This is a genomic window from Rhodococcus sp. GQ147, from assembly GCF_059759155.1.
In genome coordinates, this window is the sequence record NZ_JCAXDU010000009.1 from 101342 (window position 1) to 122337 (window position 20996).

The 20996-nt window shown below is 67.8% G+C and carries 23 protein-coding genes; 12 read left to right on the top strand and 11 right to left on the bottom strand.

Going from position 1 to position 20996, the window contains the following annotated elements; translation table 11 throughout:
• Window positions 1-358 precede the first annotated feature (358 nt).
• The 5 genes from dnaK to AC6CID_RS12415 all read left to right on the top strand — a co-directional run bounded on the left by dnaK (window position 359) and on the right by AC6CID_RS12415 (window position 6129).
• On the top strand, window positions 359-2200 hold the full coding sequence (gene dnaK, locus AC6CID_RS12395) for a molecular chaperone DnaK (RefSeq protein ID WP_024101921.1): 1842 nt from the start codon (window positions 359-361) through the stop codon (window positions 2198-2200).
• A complete protein-coding gene (gene grpE, locus AC6CID_RS12400; protein ID WP_024101920.1) occupies window positions 2197-2841 on the top strand; it encodes a nucleotide exchange factor GrpE in 645 nt (214 codons plus the stop codon). The genes dnaK and grpE overlap by 4 nt, the downstream gene beginning before the upstream one ends.
• A gap of 32 nt (window positions 2842-2873) precedes the next feature.
• A complete protein-coding gene (dnaJ, locus tag AC6CID_RS12405) occupies window positions 2874-4046 on the top strand; it encodes a molecular chaperone DnaJ (RefSeq protein ID WP_498354024.1) in 1173 nt (390 codons plus the stop codon).
• A complete protein-coding gene (locus AC6CID_RS12410) occupies window positions 4046-4450 on the top strand; it encodes a heat shock protein transcriptional repressor HspR (protein ID WP_498354025.1) in 405 nt (134 codons plus the stop codon). The genes dnaJ and AC6CID_RS12410 overlap by 1 nt, the downstream gene beginning before the upstream one ends.
• A 143-nt stretch (window positions 4451-4593) precedes the next feature.
• Window positions 4594-6129, top strand: a complete 1536-nt coding sequence (locus AC6CID_RS12415; RefSeq protein WP_033096233.1) for an FAD-binding protein — start codon at window positions 4594-4596, stop codon at window positions 6127-6129.
• A gap of 80 nt (window positions 6130-6209) precedes the next feature.
• On the opposite strand, the gene AC6CID_RS12420 is transcribed toward AC6CID_RS12415, so the two are convergent.
• The 5 genes from AC6CID_RS12420 to AC6CID_RS12440 all read right to left on the bottom strand — a co-directional run bounded on the left by AC6CID_RS12420 (window position 6210) and on the right by AC6CID_RS12440 (window position 9817).
• Window positions 6210-6662 carry a hypothetical protein gene (locus AC6CID_RS12420; RefSeq protein ID WP_006553023.1) on the bottom strand — a complete coding sequence of 151 codons (453 nt, stop codon included), beginning with the start codon at window positions 6660-6662 and terminating at the stop codon, window positions 6210-6212.
• Window positions 6663-6758: 96 nt separating this feature from the next.
• On the bottom strand, window positions 6759-7748 hold the full coding sequence (locus AC6CID_RS12425; RefSeq protein ID WP_019291024.1) for an LLM class flavin-dependent oxidoreductase: 990 nt from the start codon (window positions 7746-7748) through the stop codon (window positions 6759-6761).
• A 98-nt stretch (window positions 7749-7846) separates the two neighbouring features.
• Complete coding sequence (locus AC6CID_RS12430) at window positions 7847-8341, bottom strand: flavin reductase family protein (protein WP_006553021.1); 495 nt, start codon at window positions 8339-8341, stop codon at window positions 7847-7849.
• 78 nt (window positions 8342-8419) lie between these two features.
• The gene (locus AC6CID_RS12435; protein ID WP_094980091.1) at window positions 8420-8809 is read right to left on the bottom strand and encodes a nuclear transport factor 2 family protein; all 390 of its coding nucleotides are present in this window, start codon (window positions 8807-8809) and stop codon (window positions 8420-8422) included.
• Window positions 8810-8914: 105 nt separating this feature from the next.
• Complete coding sequence (locus tag AC6CID_RS12440; protein ID WP_064852469.1) at window positions 8915-9817, bottom strand: LLM class F420-dependent oxidoreductase; 903 nt, start codon at window positions 9815-9817, stop codon at window positions 8915-8917.
• Between the two features lie 31 nt (window positions 9818-9848).
• Between AC6CID_RS12440 and AC6CID_RS12445 the strand changes: the two genes are divergently transcribed.
• The 3 genes from AC6CID_RS12445 to AC6CID_RS12455 are packed head-to-tail and all read left to right on the top strand — an operon-like array spanning window position 9849 to window position 13038.
• A complete protein-coding gene (locus AC6CID_RS12445) occupies window positions 9849-10730 on the top strand; it encodes an alpha/beta hydrolase (RefSeq protein ID WP_006553018.1) in 882 nt (293 codons plus the stop codon).
• A 47-nt stretch (window positions 10731-10777) separates the two neighbouring features.
• A complete protein-coding gene (locus AC6CID_RS12450; RefSeq protein WP_220666847.1) occupies window positions 10778-12490 on the top strand; it encodes a 3-ketosteroid-delta-1-dehydrogenase in 1713 nt (570 codons plus the stop codon).
• Window positions 12491-12519: 29 nt separating this feature from the next.
• Window positions 12520-13038: a hypothetical protein gene (locus tag AC6CID_RS12455; protein ID WP_498354026.1), complete on the top strand. Its 519-nt coding sequence runs from the start codon at window positions 12520-12522 to the stop codon at window positions 13036-13038.
• Window positions 13039-13063: 25 nt separating this feature from the next.
• On the opposite strand, the gene AC6CID_RS12460 is transcribed toward AC6CID_RS12455, so the two are convergent.
• A complete protein-coding gene (locus AC6CID_RS12460) occupies window positions 13064-13855 on the bottom strand; it encodes an FAD-binding oxidoreductase (protein ID WP_006553015.1) in 792 nt (263 codons plus the stop codon).
• Window positions 13856-14052: 197 nt separating this feature from the next.
• Here AC6CID_RS12460 and AC6CID_RS12465 point away from each other — a divergent pair, with 197 nt between their 5' ends.
• The gene (locus AC6CID_RS12465; RefSeq protein WP_033096228.1) at window positions 14053-15606 is read left to right on the top strand and encodes an AMP-binding protein; all 1554 of its coding nucleotides are present in this window, start codon (window positions 14053-14055) and stop codon (window positions 15604-15606) included.
• A 99-nt stretch (window positions 15607-15705) separates the two neighbouring features.
• Here the strand turns inward: AC6CID_RS12465 and AC6CID_RS12470 are convergent, their stop codons facing one another.
• From AC6CID_RS12470 to AC6CID_RS12485, 4 genes are all read right to left on the bottom strand, one after another.
• Window positions 15706-16230, bottom strand: a complete 525-nt coding sequence (locus tag AC6CID_RS12470) for an AMIN-like domain-containing (lipo)protein (protein ID WP_232512559.1) — start codon at window positions 16228-16230, stop codon at window positions 15706-15708.
• A 55-nt stretch (window positions 16231-16285) separates the two neighbouring features.
• The gene (locus tag AC6CID_RS12475; protein WP_064061273.1) at window positions 16286-16564 is read right to left on the bottom strand and encodes a hypothetical protein; all 279 of its coding nucleotides are present in this window, start codon (window positions 16562-16564) and stop codon (window positions 16286-16288) included.
• A 32-nt stretch (window positions 16565-16596) separates the two neighbouring features.
• Window positions 16597-17217, bottom strand: coding sequence for a hypothetical protein (locus AC6CID_RS12480; protein WP_482127391.1), 621 nt, complete (start codon window positions 17215-17217; stop codon window positions 16597-16599).
• Between the two features lie 76 nt (window positions 17218-17293).
• Window positions 17294-17617 (bottom strand): hypothetical protein, encoded by a 324-nt coding sequence (locus tag AC6CID_RS12485; RefSeq protein ID WP_231413818.1) that lies wholly within the window; start codon window positions 17615-17617, stop codon window positions 17294-17296.
• A gap of 227 nt (window positions 17618-17844) precedes the next feature.
• Between AC6CID_RS12485 and AC6CID_RS12490 the strand changes: the two genes are divergently transcribed.
• The 3 genes from AC6CID_RS12490 (at window position 17845) to AC6CID_RS12500 (ending at window position 19588) form a co-directional block, all read left to right on the top strand.
• Window positions 17845-18312, top strand: coding sequence for a hypothetical protein (locus tag AC6CID_RS12490; RefSeq protein ID WP_228044656.1), 468 nt, complete (start codon window positions 17845-17847; stop codon window positions 18310-18312).
• A 45-nt stretch (window positions 18313-18357) separates the two neighbouring features.
• Entirely contained in the window at window positions 18358-18924 is a 567-nt protein-coding gene (locus tag AC6CID_RS12495; protein ID WP_019291034.1) for a hypothetical protein, read from the top strand.
• Window positions 18925-19021: 97 nt separating this feature from the next.
• Entirely contained in the window at window positions 19022-19588 is a 567-nt protein-coding gene (locus tag AC6CID_RS12500) for an ester cyclase (protein ID WP_033096225.1), read from the top strand.
• Here the strand turns inward: AC6CID_RS12500 and AC6CID_RS12505 are convergent.
• A complete protein-coding gene (locus AC6CID_RS12505; protein ID WP_024101900.1) occupies window positions 19569-20729 on the bottom strand; it encodes an FAD-binding oxidoreductase in 1161 nt (386 codons plus the stop codon). The genes AC6CID_RS12500 and AC6CID_RS12505 overlap by 20 nt on opposite strands.
• Between the last annotated feature and the right edge of the window lie 267 nt (window positions 20730-20996).

Below are 20996 nucleotides of genomic sequence, written 5' to 3' on the forward strand. Positions count from 1 at the left end.
CCCGGAGCATCGAAGCCCTCGACCCGACCACCTGTGGATCGACGGGGTCCCTGTGGACAACCCGTCCTTGCGCACCGGTGCGGACAGTGGCGCCTTGTCGACATCGGGTATCGGTCCTCGAATCGAGCAGATGCGACCGATCGAAGTGATGTGCGCCACCCTCGGAACAAAAGTCCACGACCTGCCGTTGGATGAGTCAGACAACTTGAGCGCATAAGACTCAACTTCACTTGACGGCGTGGACCGCTCGGGTGCAGGCTTGAGTCGACCGCGCTCACCTGAGCCGAACGGGCTCAGGTCGGGCATGGAACGTTTTCGCGGCGCGCACGCGTCGCGGCAGGAACATTGGAGGAAAATTATGGCTCGTGCGGTCGGCATCGACCTCGGAACCACCAACTCGGTCGTTTCCGTTCTGGAAGGCGGCGAGCCCGTTGTGGTCGCCAACGCCGAGGGGTCCCGCACCACCCCGTCCGTCGTCGCATTCGCGAAGAACGGTGAGGTTCTGGTGGGTCAGCCCGCCAAGAACCAGGCGGTCACCAACGTCGACCGCACCATCCGTTCGGTCAAGCGCCACATCGGCACGGACTGGACCGTGGCCATCGACGACAAGAAGTACACGCCGCAGGAGATCAGCGCCCGCACGCTGATGAAGCTCAAGCGCGACGCGGAGGCCTACCTCGGTGAGGACATCACCGACGCGGTCATCACCGTCCCGGCGTACTTCAACGACGCCCAGCGTCAGGCCACGAAGGAAGCCGGCACCATCGCCGGTCTCAACGTCCTGCGCATCGTCAACGAGCCCACCGCGGCTGCCCTCGCCTACGGTCTCGACAAGGGCGAGAAGGAGCAGACCATCCTGGTCTTCGACCTCGGTGGCGGCACCTTCGACGTCTCCCTCCTCGAGATCGGCGACGGCGTCGTCGAGGTCCGCGCGACCTCCGGCGACAACCACCTCGGTGGCGACGACTGGGACGAGCGCATCGTCAACTGGCTCGTCGACAAGTTCAAGGCACAGCACGGCGTCGACCTGACCAAGGACAAGATGGCCATGCAGCGTCTGCGTGAGGCTGCCGAGAAGGCCAAGATCGAGCTGTCGTCCTCGCAGTCGACCTCGATCAACCTGCCGTACATCACCGTCGACGCGGACAAGAACCCGCTGTTCCTCGACGAGCAGCTCACCCGCTCGGAGTTCCAGAAGATCACCGGCGACCTCCTCGAGCGCACCCGCGCTCCCTTCCAGCAGGTCGTCAAGGACGCCGGCATTTCCGTCGGCGACATCGACCACGTCGTGCTGGTCGGCGGCTCGACCCGTATGCCCGCCGTCACCGACCTGGTGCGCGAGCTCACCGGTGGCCGCGAGCCCAACAAGGGCGTGAACCCCGACGAGGTCGTCGCCGTGGGTGCAGCCCTGCAGGCCGGCGTCCTCAAGGGCGAGGTCAAGGACGTGCTGCTGCTCGACGTCACCCCGCTGTCGCTGGGTATCGAGACCAAGGGCGGCGTGATGACCAAGCTCATCGAGCGCAACACCACGATCCCCACCAAGCGGTCGGAGACCTTCACCACCGCCGACGACAACCAGCCGTCGGTGCAGATCCAGGTCTTCCAGGGCGAGCGTGAGATCGCGGCGCACAACAAGCTGCTCGGCTCGTTCGAGCTCGGCGGCATCGCGCCGGCTCCGCGTGGCGTCCCGCAGATCGAGGTGACCTTCGACATCGACGCCAACGGCATCGTCCACGTCACCGCCCGCGACAAGGGCACCGGCAAGGAGAACACGATCAAGATCCAGGAAGGCTCCGGCCTGTCCCAGGAGGAGATCGACCGGATGGTCAAGGACGCCGAGGCGCACGCCGAGGAGGACCGCAAGCGTCGCGAGGAGGCCGAGGTCCGCAACCAGGCCGAGTCGCTCGTGCACCAGACCGAGAAGTTCATCAAGGAGAACGAGGACAAGGTCCCGGCCGACGTCAAGGAGAAGGTCGAGGCTGCGATCAAGGAAGCCAACGACGCCCTCGCCGGCTCCGACATCAACGCGGTCAAGGCCGCCGTCGAGAAGCTCGCGACCGAGTCGCAGGCCCTCGGCCAGGCCATCTACGAGGCGCAGGGCGCCGAGGGTGCCGCTGCCGGTGACGGCGCGGCCGCAGGTGCCGACGACGTCGTCGACGCCGAGGTCGTCGACGAGCCGAACGATTCGGAGAAGAAGTGAGTGCCGACAAGCCCGAGCAGGAACCGGTGACCGTCACCGACAAGCGACGGATCGACCCTGAGACCTTCGAGGTGCGCGACCCCGCCGAGGAGCCGCGCGCCGAGGAGGGCGAGGTGATCGAGTCGGTTCCTGCGGAGGGCGACGCCGAGAAGGCCGAGCGGACCGAAGGACAGTCGCAGGAGGCGAAGGAACTCGCCGAGCGCACCGCCGACCTGCAGCGCGTGAGCGCGGAGTACGCGAACTACCGTCGCCGCGCCGAGGCGCAGCGCACGGCGATCGCGGAGGAGGCCAAGGCCTCCGTCGCGGCGAAGTTCCTCGACGTCCTCGACGACCTCGACCGGGCACGCGCCCACGGCGACCTGGAGACGGGTCCGCTGAAGGCACTGTCCGGCAAGCTGACCGGTGTGTTCGACAGTGTCGGACTCGTCGCGTTCGGTGAGGAAGGCGACGCCTTCGATCCCGAGTTGCACGAGGCCGTCCAGATGGAAGGCGACGGTCACCACCCAGTGCTCGGGACGGTGCTCCGCAAGGGTTACCGCTTCGGCGACCGCATCCTGCGGCACGCGATGGTGACGGTCACCGACGGCGATCCGGCGGACACGCCGGGTGACGCGCGGTCGGCGGAGCCGGGCACAGAGTAAGAACAAGAAAACGCGAGAGGAGGAGACGCCCGGTGAGCCAGCGGGAGTGGATCGAGAAGGATTTCTACAAGGACCTGGGCGTCTCCCCCGACGCAACGCAGGACGAGATCAAGAAGGCCTACCGGAAACTGGCGCGGGACCTGCATCCCGACGCCAACCCCGGTGACGCCAAGGCCGAGGAACGCTTCAAGGCCGTCAGCGAGGCCAACGCCGTCCTGTCGGATCCCGCCAAGCGCAAGGAATACGACGAGACCCGGCGCCTGTTCGCCTCCGGCGGCATGCCGGGTGGCTTCCGTCCCGGCGCCGGCGGATTCTCCGGTGGTACCGGAGCGACCTTCGACATCGGCGACCTGTTCGGCGGTGGCGGCGACGGTGGGCTCGGCGACCTCTTCGGTGGCCTGTTCAACCGCGCCGGTGGCGGCACTGCTTCCACCGCCGGCCGTTCGCGTCCACGCCGCGGATCAGATGTCGAGACCGAGACGACGCTCGACTTCCGCGATGCCGTCCAGGGCGTCACGGTTCCCCTGCGGATGACCAGCCCGGCGCCGTGCACCACCTGCCACGGCAGCGGTGCCCAGCCGGGAACGAGCCCGCGGGTCTGTCCGAACTGCAACGGAAGCGGTGTGGTCTCCCGTAACCAGGGCGCCTTCGGATTCTCGGAACCGTGCGACGACTGCCGGGGCAGCGGATCGATCATCGACAACCCCTGCAGCGACTGCCGCGGTACCGGCGTGCAGAACCGCACCCGCACCATCACCGTGCGGGTCCCCGCAGGCATCAAGGACGGTTCGCGCATCCGCCTCGCCGGTCAGGGCGAGGCCGGTCTGCGCGGCGCCCCGTCCGGCGACCTGTTCGTGACGGTGCACGTCCGTCCCGACCGCGTGTTCGGGCGTGTGGGCGACGATCTGACCCTCGTGCTGCCCGTCAGCTACGGCGAACTCGTCCTCGGCGGCACCGTCTCGGTGCCGACCCTCGACGGCCGCGTCGGGCTGAAGATCCCGCCGGGAACGGCCGACGGCCGGGTCCTGCGGGTCCGCGGACGCGGCGTCCCCAAGCGCGGGGGCGGCGCCGGTGACCTTCTCGTCACGGTGAAGGTCGCGATCCCGCAGAATCTCGACGAGAAGGCGACGGAAGCGCTGCACAACTATCTTCGTGCAGAAGAGGCAAGCGGTTTCGATCCTCGAGAGGGATGGGCAGGTGCGTGATGAGCGAGACGAGAATGCCACGGAATCTGTCACCGGATCCCGATGCGCGCGTCTACGTCATCTCGGTGGCAGCAGAACTCGCCGGGATGCATGCGCAGACGCTGCGTAACTACGACCGGCTCGGACTCGTCACCCCGCACCGCACCAGCGGCGGCGGCCGCCGGTACTCGCCGCGCGACGTCGAACTGCTGCGCGAAGTGCAGCGCCTCTCCCAGGACGAAGGTGTCAACCTCGCCGGGATCAAACGGATCATAGAGCTGACCAACCAGGTCGAGGCACTGCAGCAGCGTGTCGCCGAACTCAACGCCGAGGTCGCCCAGTTGCGTTCGACACGCGGCGATCTGGTGCCCATTCCGCGCAGCAACGCCCTCGTCGTGTGGAAGCCGCGCACCAGGCGCGACTGACCGCACCGCGGTCGAGCGGGACTGATCCGCCGGATCGGTCGAGAACGAAAATCTCCCGCCCAGCGAGACGATCGCCCTGTGGAGCCTCGACGTCTGCCTAGTGTGGCGTGTTCCACACGAACGGTCGACGGAAGGCAACAGTCATGGCGGAGTGGGCGGAAGAATGCGACGTCCTCGTGGTGGGGTCGGGAGCCGGAGGGTGCTGCGGTGCGTACACCGCTGCGCGCGAAGGACTGTCGGTGATCCTCGTCGAGGCATCCGAGTACTTCGGCGGCACCACGGCGTACTCCGGGGGCGGCGGCGTCTGGTTCCCCACCAACGCGGTCCTGCAGCGTGCCGGTGACGACGACACCCTCGAGGACGCACTGACCTACTACCACGCGGTCGTCGGCGACCGCACCCCGCGCGAACTGCAGGAGGCGTATGTCCGCGGCGGCGCCCCGCTGATCGACTACCTCGAGTCCGACGACGATCTCGAATTCATGGTCTACCCGTGGCCCGACTACTTCGGCAAGGCGCCCAAGGCCCGTGCCCAGGGACGTCACATCGTCCCGTCGCCGCTGCCCATCGCCGCCGATCCCGAGCTCAACGAGTCGATCCGCGGCCCGCTCGGTCGCGAACGCAACGGCGAACCCCTGCCCGACATGCTCATCGGAGGTCGCGCGCTCGTCGGACGATTCCTCATCGCCCTGCGCAAGTACCCGAACGTGGAGCTGTACCGGAACACCCCGCTCGAAGAACTGATCGTCGAGGACGGTGTGGTCGTGGGCGCGGTCGTCGGGAACGACGGCGAGCGACGGGCGATCCGCGCGCGCAAGGGTGTCGTCCTCGCCGCCGGTGGCTTCGATCGGAACGACGAGATGCGCAGCAAGTACGGGGTGCCCGGCGCCGCGCGGGACTCGATGGGCCCGTGGTCGAATCTCGGCAAGGCCCACGAGGCGGGCATCGCCGTCGGCGCCGACGTCGACCTGATGGATCAGGCCTGGTGGTCGCCGGGACTGACCCACCCGGACGGACGTTCGGCGTTCGCGCTGTGCTTCACGGGCGGCATCTTCGTCGACCAGGACGGTGCGCGGTTCACCAACGAGTACGCACCCTACGACCGTCTGGGCCGCGACGTCATCGCCCGCATGGAGCGCGGCGAGATGACGTTGCCGTTCTGGATGATCTACGACGACCGGAACGGTGAGGTCCCACCGGTCGGGGCGACGAATGTGCCGCTTGTCGAAACCGAGAAGTACGTCGACGCGGGACTGTGGAAGACCGCCGACACCCTCGAGGAACTCGCCGAGCAGATCGGTGTGCCAGCCGAATCCCTGAAGGCGACCGTCGCGCGGTGGAACGACCTGGCCGCGAAGGGAGTCGACGAGGACTTCGGCCGCGGGGACGAGCCCTACGATCTCGCCTTCACCGGCGGTGGGTCCGCGCTGGTCCCGATCGAACAGGGCCCCTTCCACGCGGCGCAGTTCGGCATCTCCGACCTCGGCACCAAGGGCGGTCTGCGGACCGACACCGTCGGGCGGGTGCTCGACAGCGAGGGTGCTCCGATCCCCGGCCTGTACGCGGCGGGCAACACGATGGCCGCACCGAGCGGCACCGTCTACCCCGGCGGCGGCAATCCGATCGGCGCGAGCGCACTGTTCGCGCACCTGTCCGTGATGGACGCTGCGGGACGCTGACACACAGAGGCGGGACGCCGACGCACATACGAACCGGGCCCGGAGGATACGCAGGTATCCTCCGGGCCCGGTCCGTCGTCTCAGGGTCGGGTGACGGCGAAGTCCGCTGTCATGAACGGATATCCGTCCTCTACGGTGGTCGCGACCTCGAAGCGGTGCCGGTTGGCACCGCCGATGTGGGTGCCGTCGCCGTTCGCGACGCCCGTGCCGTAGTTGTTGGCCATGAGCGCCACGGTCGCGTCGCCGGGCATCGTGTAGTCGATCTGGATGCCGAACCCGCGCCGGTCGGCGCTGCTCGCCGAGACCGTCTCGGTGGAGCGGGCCGGCACCACGGTGGCCGGCTCGTCCACCCATGTTCCGTAAGGGTTCTCGGTCGACGTGAGCACCATCGGCGCATCGGTGTCGTTGCGGATCGTCAGCGTGATGGTGGGCCCGTCGGTGGGCAGGGAATCGGCGGCCGCAGTGGCGGGTGCGGTGATCGCCGCTGCAGCGGTCAGAACTGCCGCTGCGACAGCGCGGGTGCGGTACTTCATCGTGCTCCTGGCGGTTGACGACTCGTGGTTCTCAGCCGTGCCTGGCCGGCCGCTGAAGTGTACCCGTCGGTAGCCCGATCCGTCGGTCTTCGGCGATCAGGCCGGGACGAGGTCGCTGACCTGCGCAACAAGCTCCAGCGAACGCAGCCACGCGTCGCGTCCGGGAGCCGACGACACGACGATCAGCTCGTCGGCCTGCGCGCGCTCGGTGAACCGGTCGAGGTAGTCGCGCACCTCCTGCGGCGTACCCACGGCGGTGTACCGAAGCATCTCGAGCACCTGCATGCCGGCGGGGGAGTCGAGCAGCATGTCGATCTCCTCCTCGCTGAACGTGCGCCCGCGTCCGACCATCTGGACGACCCGCGCCCGCTTGGTCGCCTCGAACAGCGACTGCGCCTCCTCGGCGGTATCGGCGGCGATCACACCGACACCCGCGATGACGTACGGCTCCGAGTGGTCGGGGGAGGGCTGGAACTCGCGGCGGTACAGCCGCACCGCGTCCTCGAGGGCCTGCGGCGCGAAGTGCGACGCGAAGGCGTACGGAAGACCGAGCAGAGCAGCGAGTTTCGCGCCGAACAGCGACGAGCCCAGGATGTACAGCGGCACATCGGTGCCCTTACCGGGGATCGCGTCGACTCCAGGGATCCGCGACTCACCCTTCAGGTAGGCCTGCAGTTCGAGGACGTCCTGCGGAAAACTGTCGGCCGACGTCGGGTCGCGGCGCAGCGCCCGCATGGTCTTCTGGTCGCTGCCGGGAGCGCGGCCGAGACCGAGGTCGATGCGGCCGGGATGCAGCGTGGCGAGAGTTCCGAACTGTTCGGCGATGGTCAGCGGCGAGTGGTTCGGCAGCATGATGCCGCCGGCGCCGAGACGGATCGACGAGGTGTGCGCGGCGACGTGCGCAATGAGTACGCTCGTCGCCGACGAGGCGATCGTCGGCATGTTGTGGTGTTCGGCGTACCAGATGCGCCGGTAACCCCACTGCTCGGCGAGCTGGGCCATCTTCACGCTGGCGTCGAAGCTCTCACGGGCGGTCTCGCCCTTGCCGATGTGTGCGAGGTCGAGGATGGAGAGGGGAACGGTCACCGGTAATCCTTCGCGTCGGGGCCCGGTATCGGCCGCCGGGCACACCTTCGGAGCAACCTCGACCGGTGACCGTCTATTCCCTCACCTGTCGTTCGGCGTCACCGCCGTTCGAAACCGCCGTAGGTGCCCTGGAAGAACAGGAGCGGACCGCGGGAGTGCAGCGACGTCAGCCCCGTGACCCGTGCCAGCACGATCGTGTGGTCGCCGGCCTCGTACTCGGTCTCCACGGTTGCCTCGACCCGCGCCAGGGCTCCCTCGATCGCCGGAGCGCCGTTGTCGCCCGGCTCCCAGCGCACCCCGCGGAACTTGTTGCCGCCGCTCACCGCGAACGCACCGCACAGGGTGCGCTGGCTCTCGGCCAGGACGTTGACGGCCAGGTTGCCGACCTCCCGGATCTTCGGCCAGGTCGTCGACGTGCGGGCGGGACAGAACGAGATGAGCGGCGGGTCCAGCGAGACCGACACGAACGACTGACAGGCGAATCCCAGCGGTTCGTCGCCGTCGAGCGCGGTGATCACCGTGACACCCGTGCAGAAGTTGCCCATCACGTCGCGGATCCGTCGGGGATCCAGTACCGCGTGTTCCGCTGTCATCGAAACTCCAATCGATCGGCGTTCGTTCCAGTGTCCGTCACCGACGACACAGTGTGCGAACCCTGTCCCGCCGACCGGTCAGCGAACACGCATGTCGCCGGGAGCCCAGACCGCCCGCATGCTGGTGATGCGTCCCTCGTCGTCGAACGTCATGACGTCGATGGGCTCGATCTCGTAGGTCTGCTCGCCCGCCTTCGTGACCACACGGAAGTGGAAGGTCGCGGTCGACCCGGCGATCCGGAGCGTGAGCAACTCGGTGGTGTTCTCGGTGGCCTCGACACCCTTGTAGAACTCGGCGATCGCTGCCCGGCCCACGCGAGGCTCGCTTCCGGCAGGATCCTCGAGGGTGGCGTCGTCGGCGTAGAGGGCGGCGATGTCGGCGGCCACGCCTGCGGCCACGGCATCGAGATAGGCGTGCACGGTGGTGCGGATGCGCTGAGTGCGGGCGTCGGTGTCGGAAACGGTCACGGTCGCTCCTGTGTGGTGCGGGACGAAAGGTGTCGCGTCGACGCTGGCTAGCGACCCGCTGGCGCACCGCATCGCCGTTCTCCCGGCCAGCGGGAGATGCCGACCTCACCCCACCCCGAGATCGCCGAATTCCCTGCCGAACAGGTCGGCGAGGGCGACGAGCTGATCGCAGTAGTGGTCGGCGGATCCGGCGTCCACACCGGCACCGACGATCGTCGCGCCCGCTGCGATCGCGCGGCCGAGTCGTCTGCGCGTCGCGTCGGGGTCACCGAGCGGGTCGAGCCGCGTCACCGACAGCACGACCTCGAAGCCGGGCGGCGGCTGCCTCTTCGCGAGCATCGTTTTCACGTCGTCGAAGGGGAGCCCGAAAGGTACCCAGCCGTCCCCGAACTCGCACGCGCGTCGCAGCGAACGCGGGGTGCGGCCGCCGATCCATAACGGAACTCGCGGCTGCACGGCGCAGGGATCGACCACCACATCCGAGTACTCGAAATACTCTCCGTGATAGGAGGGTTCGCGTGTCGATAGAGATGCGCGCAGGGCGGCGAGAGCATCGTCGGCGCGTGCGCCGCGATCAGTGAAGGGGGCTTCGAGCAACGCGAACTCCTCCTCGAGCGAACCGACGCCGAGACCGAGGGTCAGGCGTCCACCGCTGACCGTGTCGAGCGTGCCGTAGCGCTTCGCGATCTCCAGAGGATGGTGGTAGCCGAGGACGAGAACCTGGGTGACCAGTCGGATCCGGTCGGTGCGCGCTGCCAGGAAGCCGAGGGTCGCCAGCGGATCCCAGTACGTCCCACCGCGCGTCGCGGCCACGGGCGCCGGTACGGCGACGTGTTCACTGCAGGTGAGGTGGTGGAATCCCGACCGATCCGCGGTGACCGCGATCTGCGACAGTTCCTCGATGCCCGCGCCGGCCTCCCAGTCGCCGGAGGCCCCGGGGACCCGGGTGACGACCGGGCTGGTGATCCCGATGCGTACTGCCGGCATGCGGTTCGATCCGTCGGTCATACGCTCTCCTTCGTCGATCGGTCCGTCAGGAGTGTGCGCTCGGACGGGCTCGCGGAGCACGTCCGGTCCCGCTCGCCGATACACGACCAGTGAGGTACACGATCTCGTCGTCGACGGACCGGGAGGCGGCCTCGCGTTGCGCCTCTACCGTCCCGAGTCCTCCGAGGCCGCGCGCCCGGTCGTCGTGTTCGCGCACGGTGGAGGGTTCGTCTTCTGCGATCTCGACAGTCACGACGAGTTCTGCCGGTCGATGGCGGAGGCTGTCGGGGCCGTCGTCGTGTCCGTCGATTACCGCCTCGCTCCCGAACACCCTGCCCCGGCCGCGCACGACGACCTGTACGCCGCGCTCGAATGGACGGCCGCGACCGTCGCGTCGTACGGGGGAGACCCGGCGCGCATCGTGCTTGCCGGCGACAGTGCCGGTGGAAACCTCGCCGTGACCGTCGCGATCGCCACCTGCGACAGGGGCGGACCGGCGGTGCTCGGTCAGGCGTTGTTCTATCCGGTGATCGACGACGACTTCGACACCGAGTCGTACCGGAAGTACGGGGTGGGCTACTACAACTCCGCCGCGGCGATGCGGTGGTACTGGGAGCAGTACGCACCGGACGGCACCGACGATCCCCGCCTGATCCCCACCCGCGCCGAGTCGCTCGCCGGGCTGCCCTCGGCGGTCGTCGCCACCGCCGAACTCGATCCGCCGTGTTCGTCCGGCGACGACTACGCCGACCGTCTCGCCGCGGCCGGGGTGTCCGTGCAGCACCGCAGATTCGACGGCCTGTTCCACGGATTCCTGACCTTCCCCGCGTTGTCGCTCAGCGAGCCGGCGCGGCAGGAGGTGTGGAAGATGGTGCGCGCCCTGGTCGACGGGCCGGATCTCCCGGTGACCGGGACGAGCGGCTTCGCGTCCTGAGCAACTGTCCTAGCGTCCCGCAGACAACGACGAGAAGGAGACTGTCGATGGCGCCGACATCCGTACCGCCCGTGGCACCCGCCCAGGACACCACCGTCGACCTGCTCGTGATCGGGTCCGGTACCGGCATGGCCGCCGCACTCACCGCGCACGAGGCAGGACTGTCCGCCCTCCTCGTGGAGAAGTCGGCCTACGTCGGCGGATCGACCGCCCGTTCCGGCGGTGCGTTCTGGGTGCCGGCCAATCCGGTACTCACCGCGGCGGGAAGCGGCGACACCGTCGAGCGCGGCCACACCTACGTGCGGACGGTCGTCGACGGCACGGCGCCGGTCGAACGGGGCGAGGCCTTCGTCGACAACGGTGTCGCCACCGTCGAGATGCTCCAGCGCACCACCCCCATGAAGCTGTTCTGGGCTGAGGGCTACTCCGACTATCACCCCGAACTGGCGGGTGGTTCGGCGGTCGGCCGCAGCTGCGAGTGCCTGCCCATGGACCTGTCGGTCCTCGGTGAGGAGCGGGGTCGACTGCGTCCCGGCCTCATGGAGGCGAGCCTGCCGATGCCTACCACCGGTGCCGACTACAAGTGGATGAACCTCATGTTGCGCGTGCCGCACAAGGGTTTTCCGCGTATCTTCAAGCGGCTCGCACAGGGGGTCGCCGGTCTCGCCGTCAAGCGTGAATACGTCGCCGGTGGGCAAGCGATCGCCGCCGGCCTGTTCGCGGGTGTGCTGAAGGCCGGTGTGCCGGTGTGGACCGAGACGTCGCTGGTGCGTCTGCTCACCGACGGGGATCGTGTCACCGGTGCCGTCGTAGCGCAGAACGGACGTGAGGTGACGGTGACCGCTCGTCGCGGGGTGGTGCTTGCCGCGGGTGGGTTCGACCACGACATGGAGATGCGGCGCAAGTTCCAGTCCGAGCGTCTGCTCGACCACGAGAGCCTCGGGGCGGAGACCAACACCGGCGACGCGATCAAGGCGGCCCAGGAGGTCGGTGCCGATCTCGCCCTCATGGATCAGGCATGGTGGTTCCCCGCCGTCGCGCCGACCCGTCCGGGCAAGCCGCCGATGGTCATGCTCGCCGAGCGTTCGCTGCCCGGCTCGTTCATCGTCGACCAGACGGGACGCCGGTTCACGAACGAGTCGTCCGACTACATGTCGTTCGGACAGCTGGTGCTCGAACGCGAGCGTGCCGGCGATCCGATCGAGTCGATGTGGATCGTCTTCGACCAGAACTACCGCAACAGCTACGTGTTCGCGGCCGGGGTGTTCCCGCGCCGGCCGCTCCCGGAGGCCTGGTACGAGGCGGGCATCGCCCACCGCGGCACCACCGCTGCGGAACTCGCGGCGTCGATGGGTGTGCCGGTGGACACCTTCGCCGCGACGTTCGGAAGGTTCAACGAGGACGCCGCGGCGGGAACGGATTCCGAGTTCGGACGTGGCGGCAGTGCCTACGACCGCTACTACGGTGACCCGACCGTCCAGCCGAACCCGAACCTGCGACCCCTCACGCACGGCCCGCTCTACGCGGTGAAGATGACGCTGAGCGATCTCGGCACGTGCGGTGGCGTGCGCGCCGACGAGCGGGCGCGGGTCCTCCGCGAGGACGGCAGCCCCATCGCCGGTCTCTACGCCATCGGCAACACCGCGGCCAACGCGTTCGGCCACCGCTATCCCGGTGCCGGTGCCACCATCGGGCAGGGCCTGGTCTTCGGGTACATCGCGGCACGCGACGCAGCATCGTCGGACGCACCGGTCGCCTGAGTGGACGATCCGAAAGGTAGGGAGGGCATGTGACGATCACGAACGGGGACGTCCGTTCCCTCCCGACCGTGCTGTCCCTCTGGGGAGCCGGGCCCCGTCTCGAAGACGGCCCGGTGGACGAAGTGGACATCGTGTTCTTCGCGCCACCCACCACCGAGGCGCTGGCCTGCCGGTCCCGCGACAACCGCGACGAGGCGTCCGGTCGGCTCGACCGGACACTCGGATACGTCGATGAGATCGGACGGTTGGTCGCCGAGGTCTACGTGTCCGGATCGGCGCGTCCGGTCGGTGAGCACGGTGCGTCCGTCCCGCTCGCCGACGAACTGCTGCATTCGGTTGTCGAACGGTTCGACCTCGCCGATGTGCGGCGACTCCGGATGCGGTTCTACGGACATTCCGCGGGTCCCGGATCACAGACCTGGTCGGTGACCGTGTTGCAGCGTTACCGCACCGATCACGAGGACGTCGAGGACGTCGCGCTCATCGGCACGGATCCTTCCGGATCCGTCGTCGCTCGTGCCTGGGTGACCGTCGCACCCGATCGCTGAAGAGCCGGCCGGACGTCGGGCGCACTCAGTACGGGTCGTAGCGGATGTTCTCGACCGGGGTGCCGGTCTCGATCAGCCGCTGAGCGGTGGTGCGCACCATGGCCGCCGGGCCACACACGAGCACCTGGTGGTCGCCGAACGCACCGTAGGACGTGACGACCTCGTCGACGTTGCCCTCGAGCAGTTCGTCGGGGTCGGGTCCGAACTCGTCGATGCGCGGGGCGATGCGATCGAACCAGGGGTCGGGGATGTCGGGGATCTCGAGGGTCTCCACGACCGGCACCACCGTCAGCCACGGCAGCGCCTCGGACAGGAGCATGAGCATGTCGGCGGCGTACAGGTCGCGCGGGTTGCGGGCGCCCGTGAACAGGAAGGTGCGGGGCGGATCCGGGTGACGCGCCGTGTCGAGGATCAGCGACCGCAGCGGCGCGAGGCCCGTGCCGCCGGCCACCATGATGACGATGCGGCCGGTGTCGTCGATGTGGAGGTCGCCGCCGCGGGCGGCGCCGATCTGCCACACGTCGCCCGGTTGGGTGTCGGCGACGATCGCGCCGCTCACCCAGCCACCCGGGACCGTGCGCACGTGGAACTCGAGCTTGCCGTCCAGCGACGGTGGCAGCGCGGGGGAGAGGCGACGCGGCAGCGTGGGACGCTGCGGCACGGCCACGTCGACGTACTGCCCGGGGCGGAAATCGACGATCGCGTCGTCGCATTCGAGACGCACGACGGCGAGGTCGTGCCGGAGCCGATGATGTTCGACGACAGTTGCGGTGACTGCCGTTTCGGTCTCGCTCGGTGACGGCGTGGCCGACTGCATGCGTGATCCCCCGGTGGTGTGCTGTGACGTGCCCAAGACTCTAGGCGAGAAGTCGCCGAAAAGGCAGAGTGGAACGTGTTTCAGTTTTCGGCCTCGGGCGGTTATCGTGACGAACGGCAGGTGATGGTCACCACAGCGGAGAACGCCAACCGGTGACGTCACACAACGGACCGTCACAGCACACCGGAAGGACGACCATGCCCGAGGAGTACGCCGACCTCTACCGCCCCGCATTCACGCCCGATCTCCTCATCACCGCGCTCGACCGCAGCGCCGACCGGCCCGCCCTGCACCTCGGTGACGTCGTCCTCACCGGAGCCGAGATGCGCGCCGCCATCAGCCGGTTCCAGCAGGCGCTCGCGTCCGTCGGGGTCGGCCAGGGAACGGCGGTCGCGATGCTGTCCAAGAACCGGCCCGAGGTGCTCATCTCGATGGGCGCCACGATGGTCGCCGGCTGCCGCACCACGGCCCTGAACCCGATGGGCTCGCTCTCCGACCACCTGTACATCTCGACCGACGCCGAGATCGAGACCCTGATCTTCGATCCCCGCCACTTCGAGGAACGCGCAGCGGAGCTGCGCGAGCAGGTGCCGACCCTGAAGAACCTGTTCTCCCTCGGCCCGTCCTCGGTGGGCACCGACATTCTCGCCCTGTCCGAGGAGTTCACCGAGCAGCGCCTCGTGTCCGCGCCCGTCGACATCGAGGACACCTCCTCCATCGTCTACACCGGCGGCACGACCGGGAAGCCGAAGGGCGTGATGGGCTCGTTCCGTTCGGGCGCGGCCCTGAACCAGATCCAGATGGCCGAGTGGCAGTGGCCCGAGCAGCCGCGCTTCCTCGTGTGCACCCCGCTCTCGCACGCCGGTGCGGCGTTCTTCGTCCCCACGCTCCTGCGCGGCGGATGCCTCTACGTGCTGCCGCACTTCGATCCTGCGCTCGTGCTCGAAGCGATCGAGAAGCATCGCATCAACGCGACCATGCTCGTGCCGACGATGATCTACATGCTGCTCGACCATCCCGATTTCGACAGCCGCGACCTGTCGAGCATCGAGACCCTGTTCTACGGTGCGTCGGCGATGTCGCCGTCCCGCCTGCGCGAAGGGATCGAGCGGCTCGGCCCGGTCTTCTTCCAGTTCTACGGCCAGTCCGAATGCGGCATGACCATCTCGGTGCTGCGCAAGGAAGAACACCTCCCCGACGATCCGAGCCGCCTCGCGTCGTGCGGCCGCCCCGTGCCGTGGCTCGACGTCCGCCTGCTCGACGACGACCTGAACGAGGTGCCGCAGGGCGAACTCGGCGAGATCTGTGTGCGCGGCCCGCTCGTGATGAAGGGCTATCTGAACAAGCCGGAGGAGACCGCCGAGGCGCTGCGCGGCGGATGGCTGCACACCGGCGACGTCGCGCGCGCCGACAAGAACGGCTTCATGACGATCGTCGACCGCAAGAAGGACATGATCGTCACCGGCGGCTTCAACGTCTTCCCCCGCGAGATCGAGGACGTCATCTCGTCGCACCCGGCGGTCGCGTCCGTGGCCGTCGTCGGTGTGCCGGATACCAAGTGGGGCGAGGCCGTCAAGGCGTGTGTCGTGCTGCGCGACGGTCAGTCGGTGCCGGTCGAGGAACTGATCGAGAAGGTGCGTGCCGCAAAGGGTTCGGTGCACGCCCCCAAATCGGTCGACTTCCTCGACGCCCTGCCGTTGACGCCGCTGGGCAAGCTCGACAAGAAGACGCTGCGGGCGTCCTATCGCTGACCTCGTTCGCGTGGCGGTCGGTCCCGGCAACCGGTCGTGGTTGCCGGGGCCGGCTGTTTGTCACCAGGACTCGTGGATTCGGAATGCCGCTGTCCTGCCTCACCACTGGTGCGCGACGTCCAGCACCACCCGTGAACCGCTACCGGGACCGTCGAGGGTGAACACCCGGAACGGCAGCCGGGCCCGTACCCCGACACCGAGGGTGGTCTGGCCTTCGAAACTGTTGGCCCACGCCACCTGTCGCAGGGTGCGGTATCCGCTCACGTCGACGACCTCGCGCCGGTTCGCCGGTACGTAGTAGGCGGGCGCGAGGACGACCACCTGGAGGTAGGCGCCTCCGCGCAGCGGGACCTCGAACCCCGATCCGTCCTCGTGGACGGCGGGGACGTAGCCGACGCGGTAACCCGCGGCCGGCCCGGCGAGATCGACGACGGTCCGGTCGAAGCACTCGTGCCGTCCTGCCCGCACGGCGGTGAACGGTGAGGCGACCATCGTCGGGTTCACCTTGTCCAGCGAACCCCAGTGGATGCCGCAATAGGGCGTTGCGGCCGACGCGGTCGGGCCCGTCAGCCCGATCCCCGCGATGACGACGATCATCGCGAGCCACACGTGAATCCTGCTCATGTCCGTTCCTCTGTGTGTGGCTGATGATGGATCATCGCGAGGAGTGTGAGCTGCGTTACATTCGAGGGTCGGGACGCTCCTCGACGAGGTCCTCGAAGGTCGTCTCCTTCAGCGACTCGAAGACCGGGGCGACCAGACGGTCGAGCATCGACGAGAACACTTCTGTACCGGCGAGTTCCCGCACCCCCAGCTCACCCGACGTCACCTGCTCGACGAGCTTCGCGAAGGCCGGGTCGCCCGTGGCATCGGCGATCGACCGCAATGACGTGACGATCTCGCGGGACAGGGTGGTATCGCCGCGCGCGACGTCGACGACGATCTCGGATTCGTCCATGTCTTCTCGATTCCTGTGCGGCACCGTGGTGCCTAGACTGCGGGGAGGCCGGGGATCTCGATGTTCTCGATCTTCGCGAGATTTCCGGTGAGCACACCGATGAGGCCCTGGATGGACGTCCACACTGTGGTGTGGACGTCGATCGCCTTCCTCCACTGGTCGCTGATGATCACCAGGTCCACTACGGAGGACGCTGCAATGGCCGCCGAGCCCAGAACTCCGACACCGGTTGCGGCGGCGATACTCGTCGCCGCGATCCTGATCAGAACCCTGATGGCTGCATCGGTTATGACCGAGAGGATTTCGGCGAATGCTTGGTTCAGTTCGTACATCGACACGGCGATCTTCTCCAATTGCTCAGAGATCCCGTGAACGGCCCGGGCCTGTTCGTCGAGGGCGTTCTGCAGATCGGTGAGATAACGACCGGCGGCCCCGCCCGCCGATCCGTCCCACGGGGCAACCGTGCCGTGGACGTCGTCTACGGCCGTCGCGTACGCACGGTGGAAGGTGGCCAGCCTGTTCACGCCATCGCTCGTGCGCAGCACCGACTCCCAGTCGCCACCGCAGTGCTGGGCCGCGTACACCCACGGATCCGTGCCCACCACGAACTTGCAGAGTTCGGCGACGTAGAAGCTCGGGGAGAGGTAGTACATCCCCAGGGTGCGTTCGAGCAGGTCCGGTATGGAATCGGACGCGGTGGTTCGACGAGCGCATCGTCCGGACGAGCGCTCACCAGCCGATGTCCGGACCGGTGCGCTCGAACTGTGCCGAAGTGCCCAGTTCGGTGTCCTCGTATGTCCGTGCGGATTCGGTCATCGCCGTCGCCGCTCGGTCGATCGCCACACCCAGCTCGTCGTAGAGAGCCGTCAGCCGGGCACGGGCCGTGTGCACCCGTTCGACGACATCGAAGTAGATCAGTCCCCCGGTCTCAGGAGGCGTCAGCCAGCGATCGGCGTAACGGCGTGCACCATCCGCCTGGTCGGCCAGATCGCGCAGATCATGTGTTGCAGCGCGCAGGTCGTCCGGGCCCACATACAGATTCGATCGTGTCAAGACATCCCCCAGTCGTGATCGGACGAGAGTGTAGGCCATCGCAACGGCGTTTGCGACGCCCGCTACAGTGCACGACGTGACAACCGGGGGGGAACACGAAAAATGGTCTTGCGCATGTGCGTTTCGAGACACAGGACCGTGACGATGCGATACCGACACGACTGGGGGGCCGACCCGTCCAGCTGACGGTGAAGGATGAGCTTCCACCCGTGTGTCCTGTGCACGGGGTGCCGGAGGTCGAGCGCGTGCACACCTGGGTCACCACCTATCGCAAGATCCGGCACAGTCGCGCGCAGATCCGCATCATCGGTACCGAAGCTGCGGCGAAGGCCAGTACGTGGCGTGCACGTGCGCAGCACAAGCCACACGTGATCGCGTTCGATGTACCGATGTGTGCGCGGTGCGTCCGGATCGATCGGCTGACACGGTGGGCGATGTGGCTGTGCATGCTGGGCGGACTGGTCTGCCTGCTCGTCGCGGTGCAGATGGCGGCCCTCGGCTGGGCCCGCGAGTACATGGCCCTGTGGTCGCTGCTCGTGTTCGGAACCTTCCTCGTTCCGACCCCGGCGATCTTCGTCAGACAGATGCGTCAGGGCTGGTGGGGTTTCGAGGCTCCGATCGACGGGTCGGCCCTCGTTGTCGCGTACGCCCACCCGAACTTCGTGGCCGAGACGGAGAGGCGACGCGGCCGATAGATCCTCGGCTTTCACCGGGGAATGCGGCCTGACATACTCCCTCGCATGGTGAACGGGGACGTCCAGCGGGTCGAGGTGCGGTTGGCAGTCGAATATCCGGGCTCGGGAGCGACGAGCACGCTCGGAGACGGTTCGATGCGACCGATCGATCCCATCCCCCCGATCTGCCCGCGCCACGGAGAGCCCGAGACCGGACGTGTCCGGGTGACGGTCGCGGCCGACGCATCGGAGCCCCGCCAGGGATCGAACCGGTTCGGTTCGGCGCTCGAGGCCGCCTACACGGTGCAGGTCGCCGCGGTGGACTGGCCCGTGTGTGCTCGCTGCGTCGCCGTCCGCACGCGCTGGCAGATCGCCGCCGCCGCGACCTGCACGGTCCTCGGCGTCATCTTCCTCGCGCTGGTGTTCGCGCTCGTGCAGGGCGCTCCCGAGATCTACGGTCTGGCGCTGCTCGGTGTCTTCGGTCTGTCGTTCCTCCCGATCTACGTCGCCTTGAGGGTGCTCGAGCCGAAGCGGGCCTCTCTGGGAATGTCCGTGGCCGAGGACGGTTCGGAACTCGTCATCTCGCAGGCGCATCCGGAGTTCGCGCGGGCGGTCGCGGCGCAGCGGATGTAACCACCGTTCCCTTCTCCTGCGGCGTTGACTTCTGGACCGGCCGGTTCATACTCGAACCGGGGGTCGATCGTCTCGTTTCACAGGCAGGAGAAGTGCCGTGAAGATCGAACATTCCACTCCGGCGTCCACCCCGGAACTCGGATCCGAGGAGAAGAAATCTCTCGCCGTGCGGGCTCTGATGATGATGGCCGACGGTGATCGCAGCGTTTTCGGCGAGGTGCTGTCCGCGGACGCGGTCAATCGCGAAGCAAAGAGTGAACCGCCTCCCACCAGAGTCCACGGACCCGACGGTTTCTTCGCGACTGCACTGTGGTTGCGTGACGCCTTCGCAGATCTGAAGTTCGAGGTGAAGAACGTCGTGGAGCAGGACGATCTCGTCGTCCTCGACACCGTCATGTCGGCGCGACACGAAGGACCCTTCGCCACCTACGACGAGCAGGGCCGCGTCGATCAGGTGTTCGCGCCGACGGGAAAGAGTTTCACGGTGCGTCAGGCCCATTGGATGCGGGTGGCCGACGGCAAGATCGTCGAGCATTGGGCCGTGCGCGACGACCTCGGAATGGCAAAGCAGGCGGGATGGGTGCCACCGAACCCGATCTCGCTGACGCGGAACGTTCTCGCAGCACGGAAGCTGCGCAAGCAGATCAGAGCGGGTCGAAGCTGATGTTCTGACGCGGGGTGCCTGCCGCCGACAGCGCGTACAGCGTCGTGCGGATCATCGACGGCGACCCGGCGATCTGGATCTGACGGTCGGCCCACGTGCCGAACTGCCCGGCGACCTTACCGAGCTTGCCGTACATCGGCCGGTTGAGGCCGGTGGGCGGTTCCTTCGCGGGAACCGGGTGCCACCAAGGGTTCTCCTTCTCCTCGAGCACCGGCACGATGGTCAGCCACGGGTTGGTCGTGGCGATCTGCCACAGGGTCTCGAGGTCGTACAGGTCGCACGGATACTTGCCCCCGTAGAACAGGTGGACGCGCGGGTTGTCGCCGCGCATCGCCATCTCCATGATCTGGGCGCGCATGGGTGCGAGACCGGTGCCGGACGCGATCATCAGCACGTCCCGGCCGCTCTCGCGGTCGACGTGCAGGCCACCGAGCGGTGGGCCGATCGTCCACCGGTCGCCGACCGCGGTCTCGCCGACGAGCGCGGGGCTCACCCATCCGGTGGAGACCCGTCGAACGTGGAATTCGATCTGCCCGTACGGATTCGGCGGGATCGCTGCCGACAGGTACCGCCACATGTGCGGGCGCTGCGGGATCTGCACGCTCATGTACTGGCCCGCGTAGTAGGGGATCGAGCTGTCGGCCTCGAGCCGGATGATGGCCAGATCGGGGAGCACGCGTTCGTGGCCGACGACGGTGGCCCCCCACGAGGCAGGCAGGTCGTCGGTGGCCGCGGCGGTCGCCATCGTCTCGACGACTCCGTCGACGACCTCGGCCCAGGTGCGTTCGAGCGCGGCCGTCCACAGGATCAGGGGAGTGCATTCGCGGACCGCGGCGAGCAGTGCGTTGCCCGCGACGCGGTAGTGCAGCGGCTCGACCCCGTACTTACGGTGGTCGCGCGCGAGCTGGGCGAGGAACCTGTCGACGGTGCCCGGTTCGTGGAGGCGGGCGACGACCCAGCCGACCGCGGTCGCGAACCGCTGTCGCATCGACTCCATGCCGGCGGGGAACAGTGAGCGGATGCCGGTGGACTCGCTCCACATGGCGTTGTAGAACGCCGTCGCGAACCGTTCGGCTCCGGTGGGGGTGGCGATGATCGACGCGAAGCTGAGCTGAACCCGGGCGATGGCGAAAGCCTCCACGCCATCCTCCCTGTATCCGTGCTGCGCGAACGCCGCCACTGTAGTCGGTTGCAGGGCGCCCGGCCACTGACCGCCGGGTCCGTCACAACCTGCGAGCGGTTTGTGAGCAGAATCACTGCACTCAGGAAAGTTGAGTGGAACAAACTCAACTTATGATCCGTTGAAGAATTCGACATCACCGAGACCTGCCCGAGGCAGGGAATCGGCTGCAGAATCGACATGGGGCACTCGCCTGCGCGTGGGGTGCACCGAGAAAGAAAGGGGCGC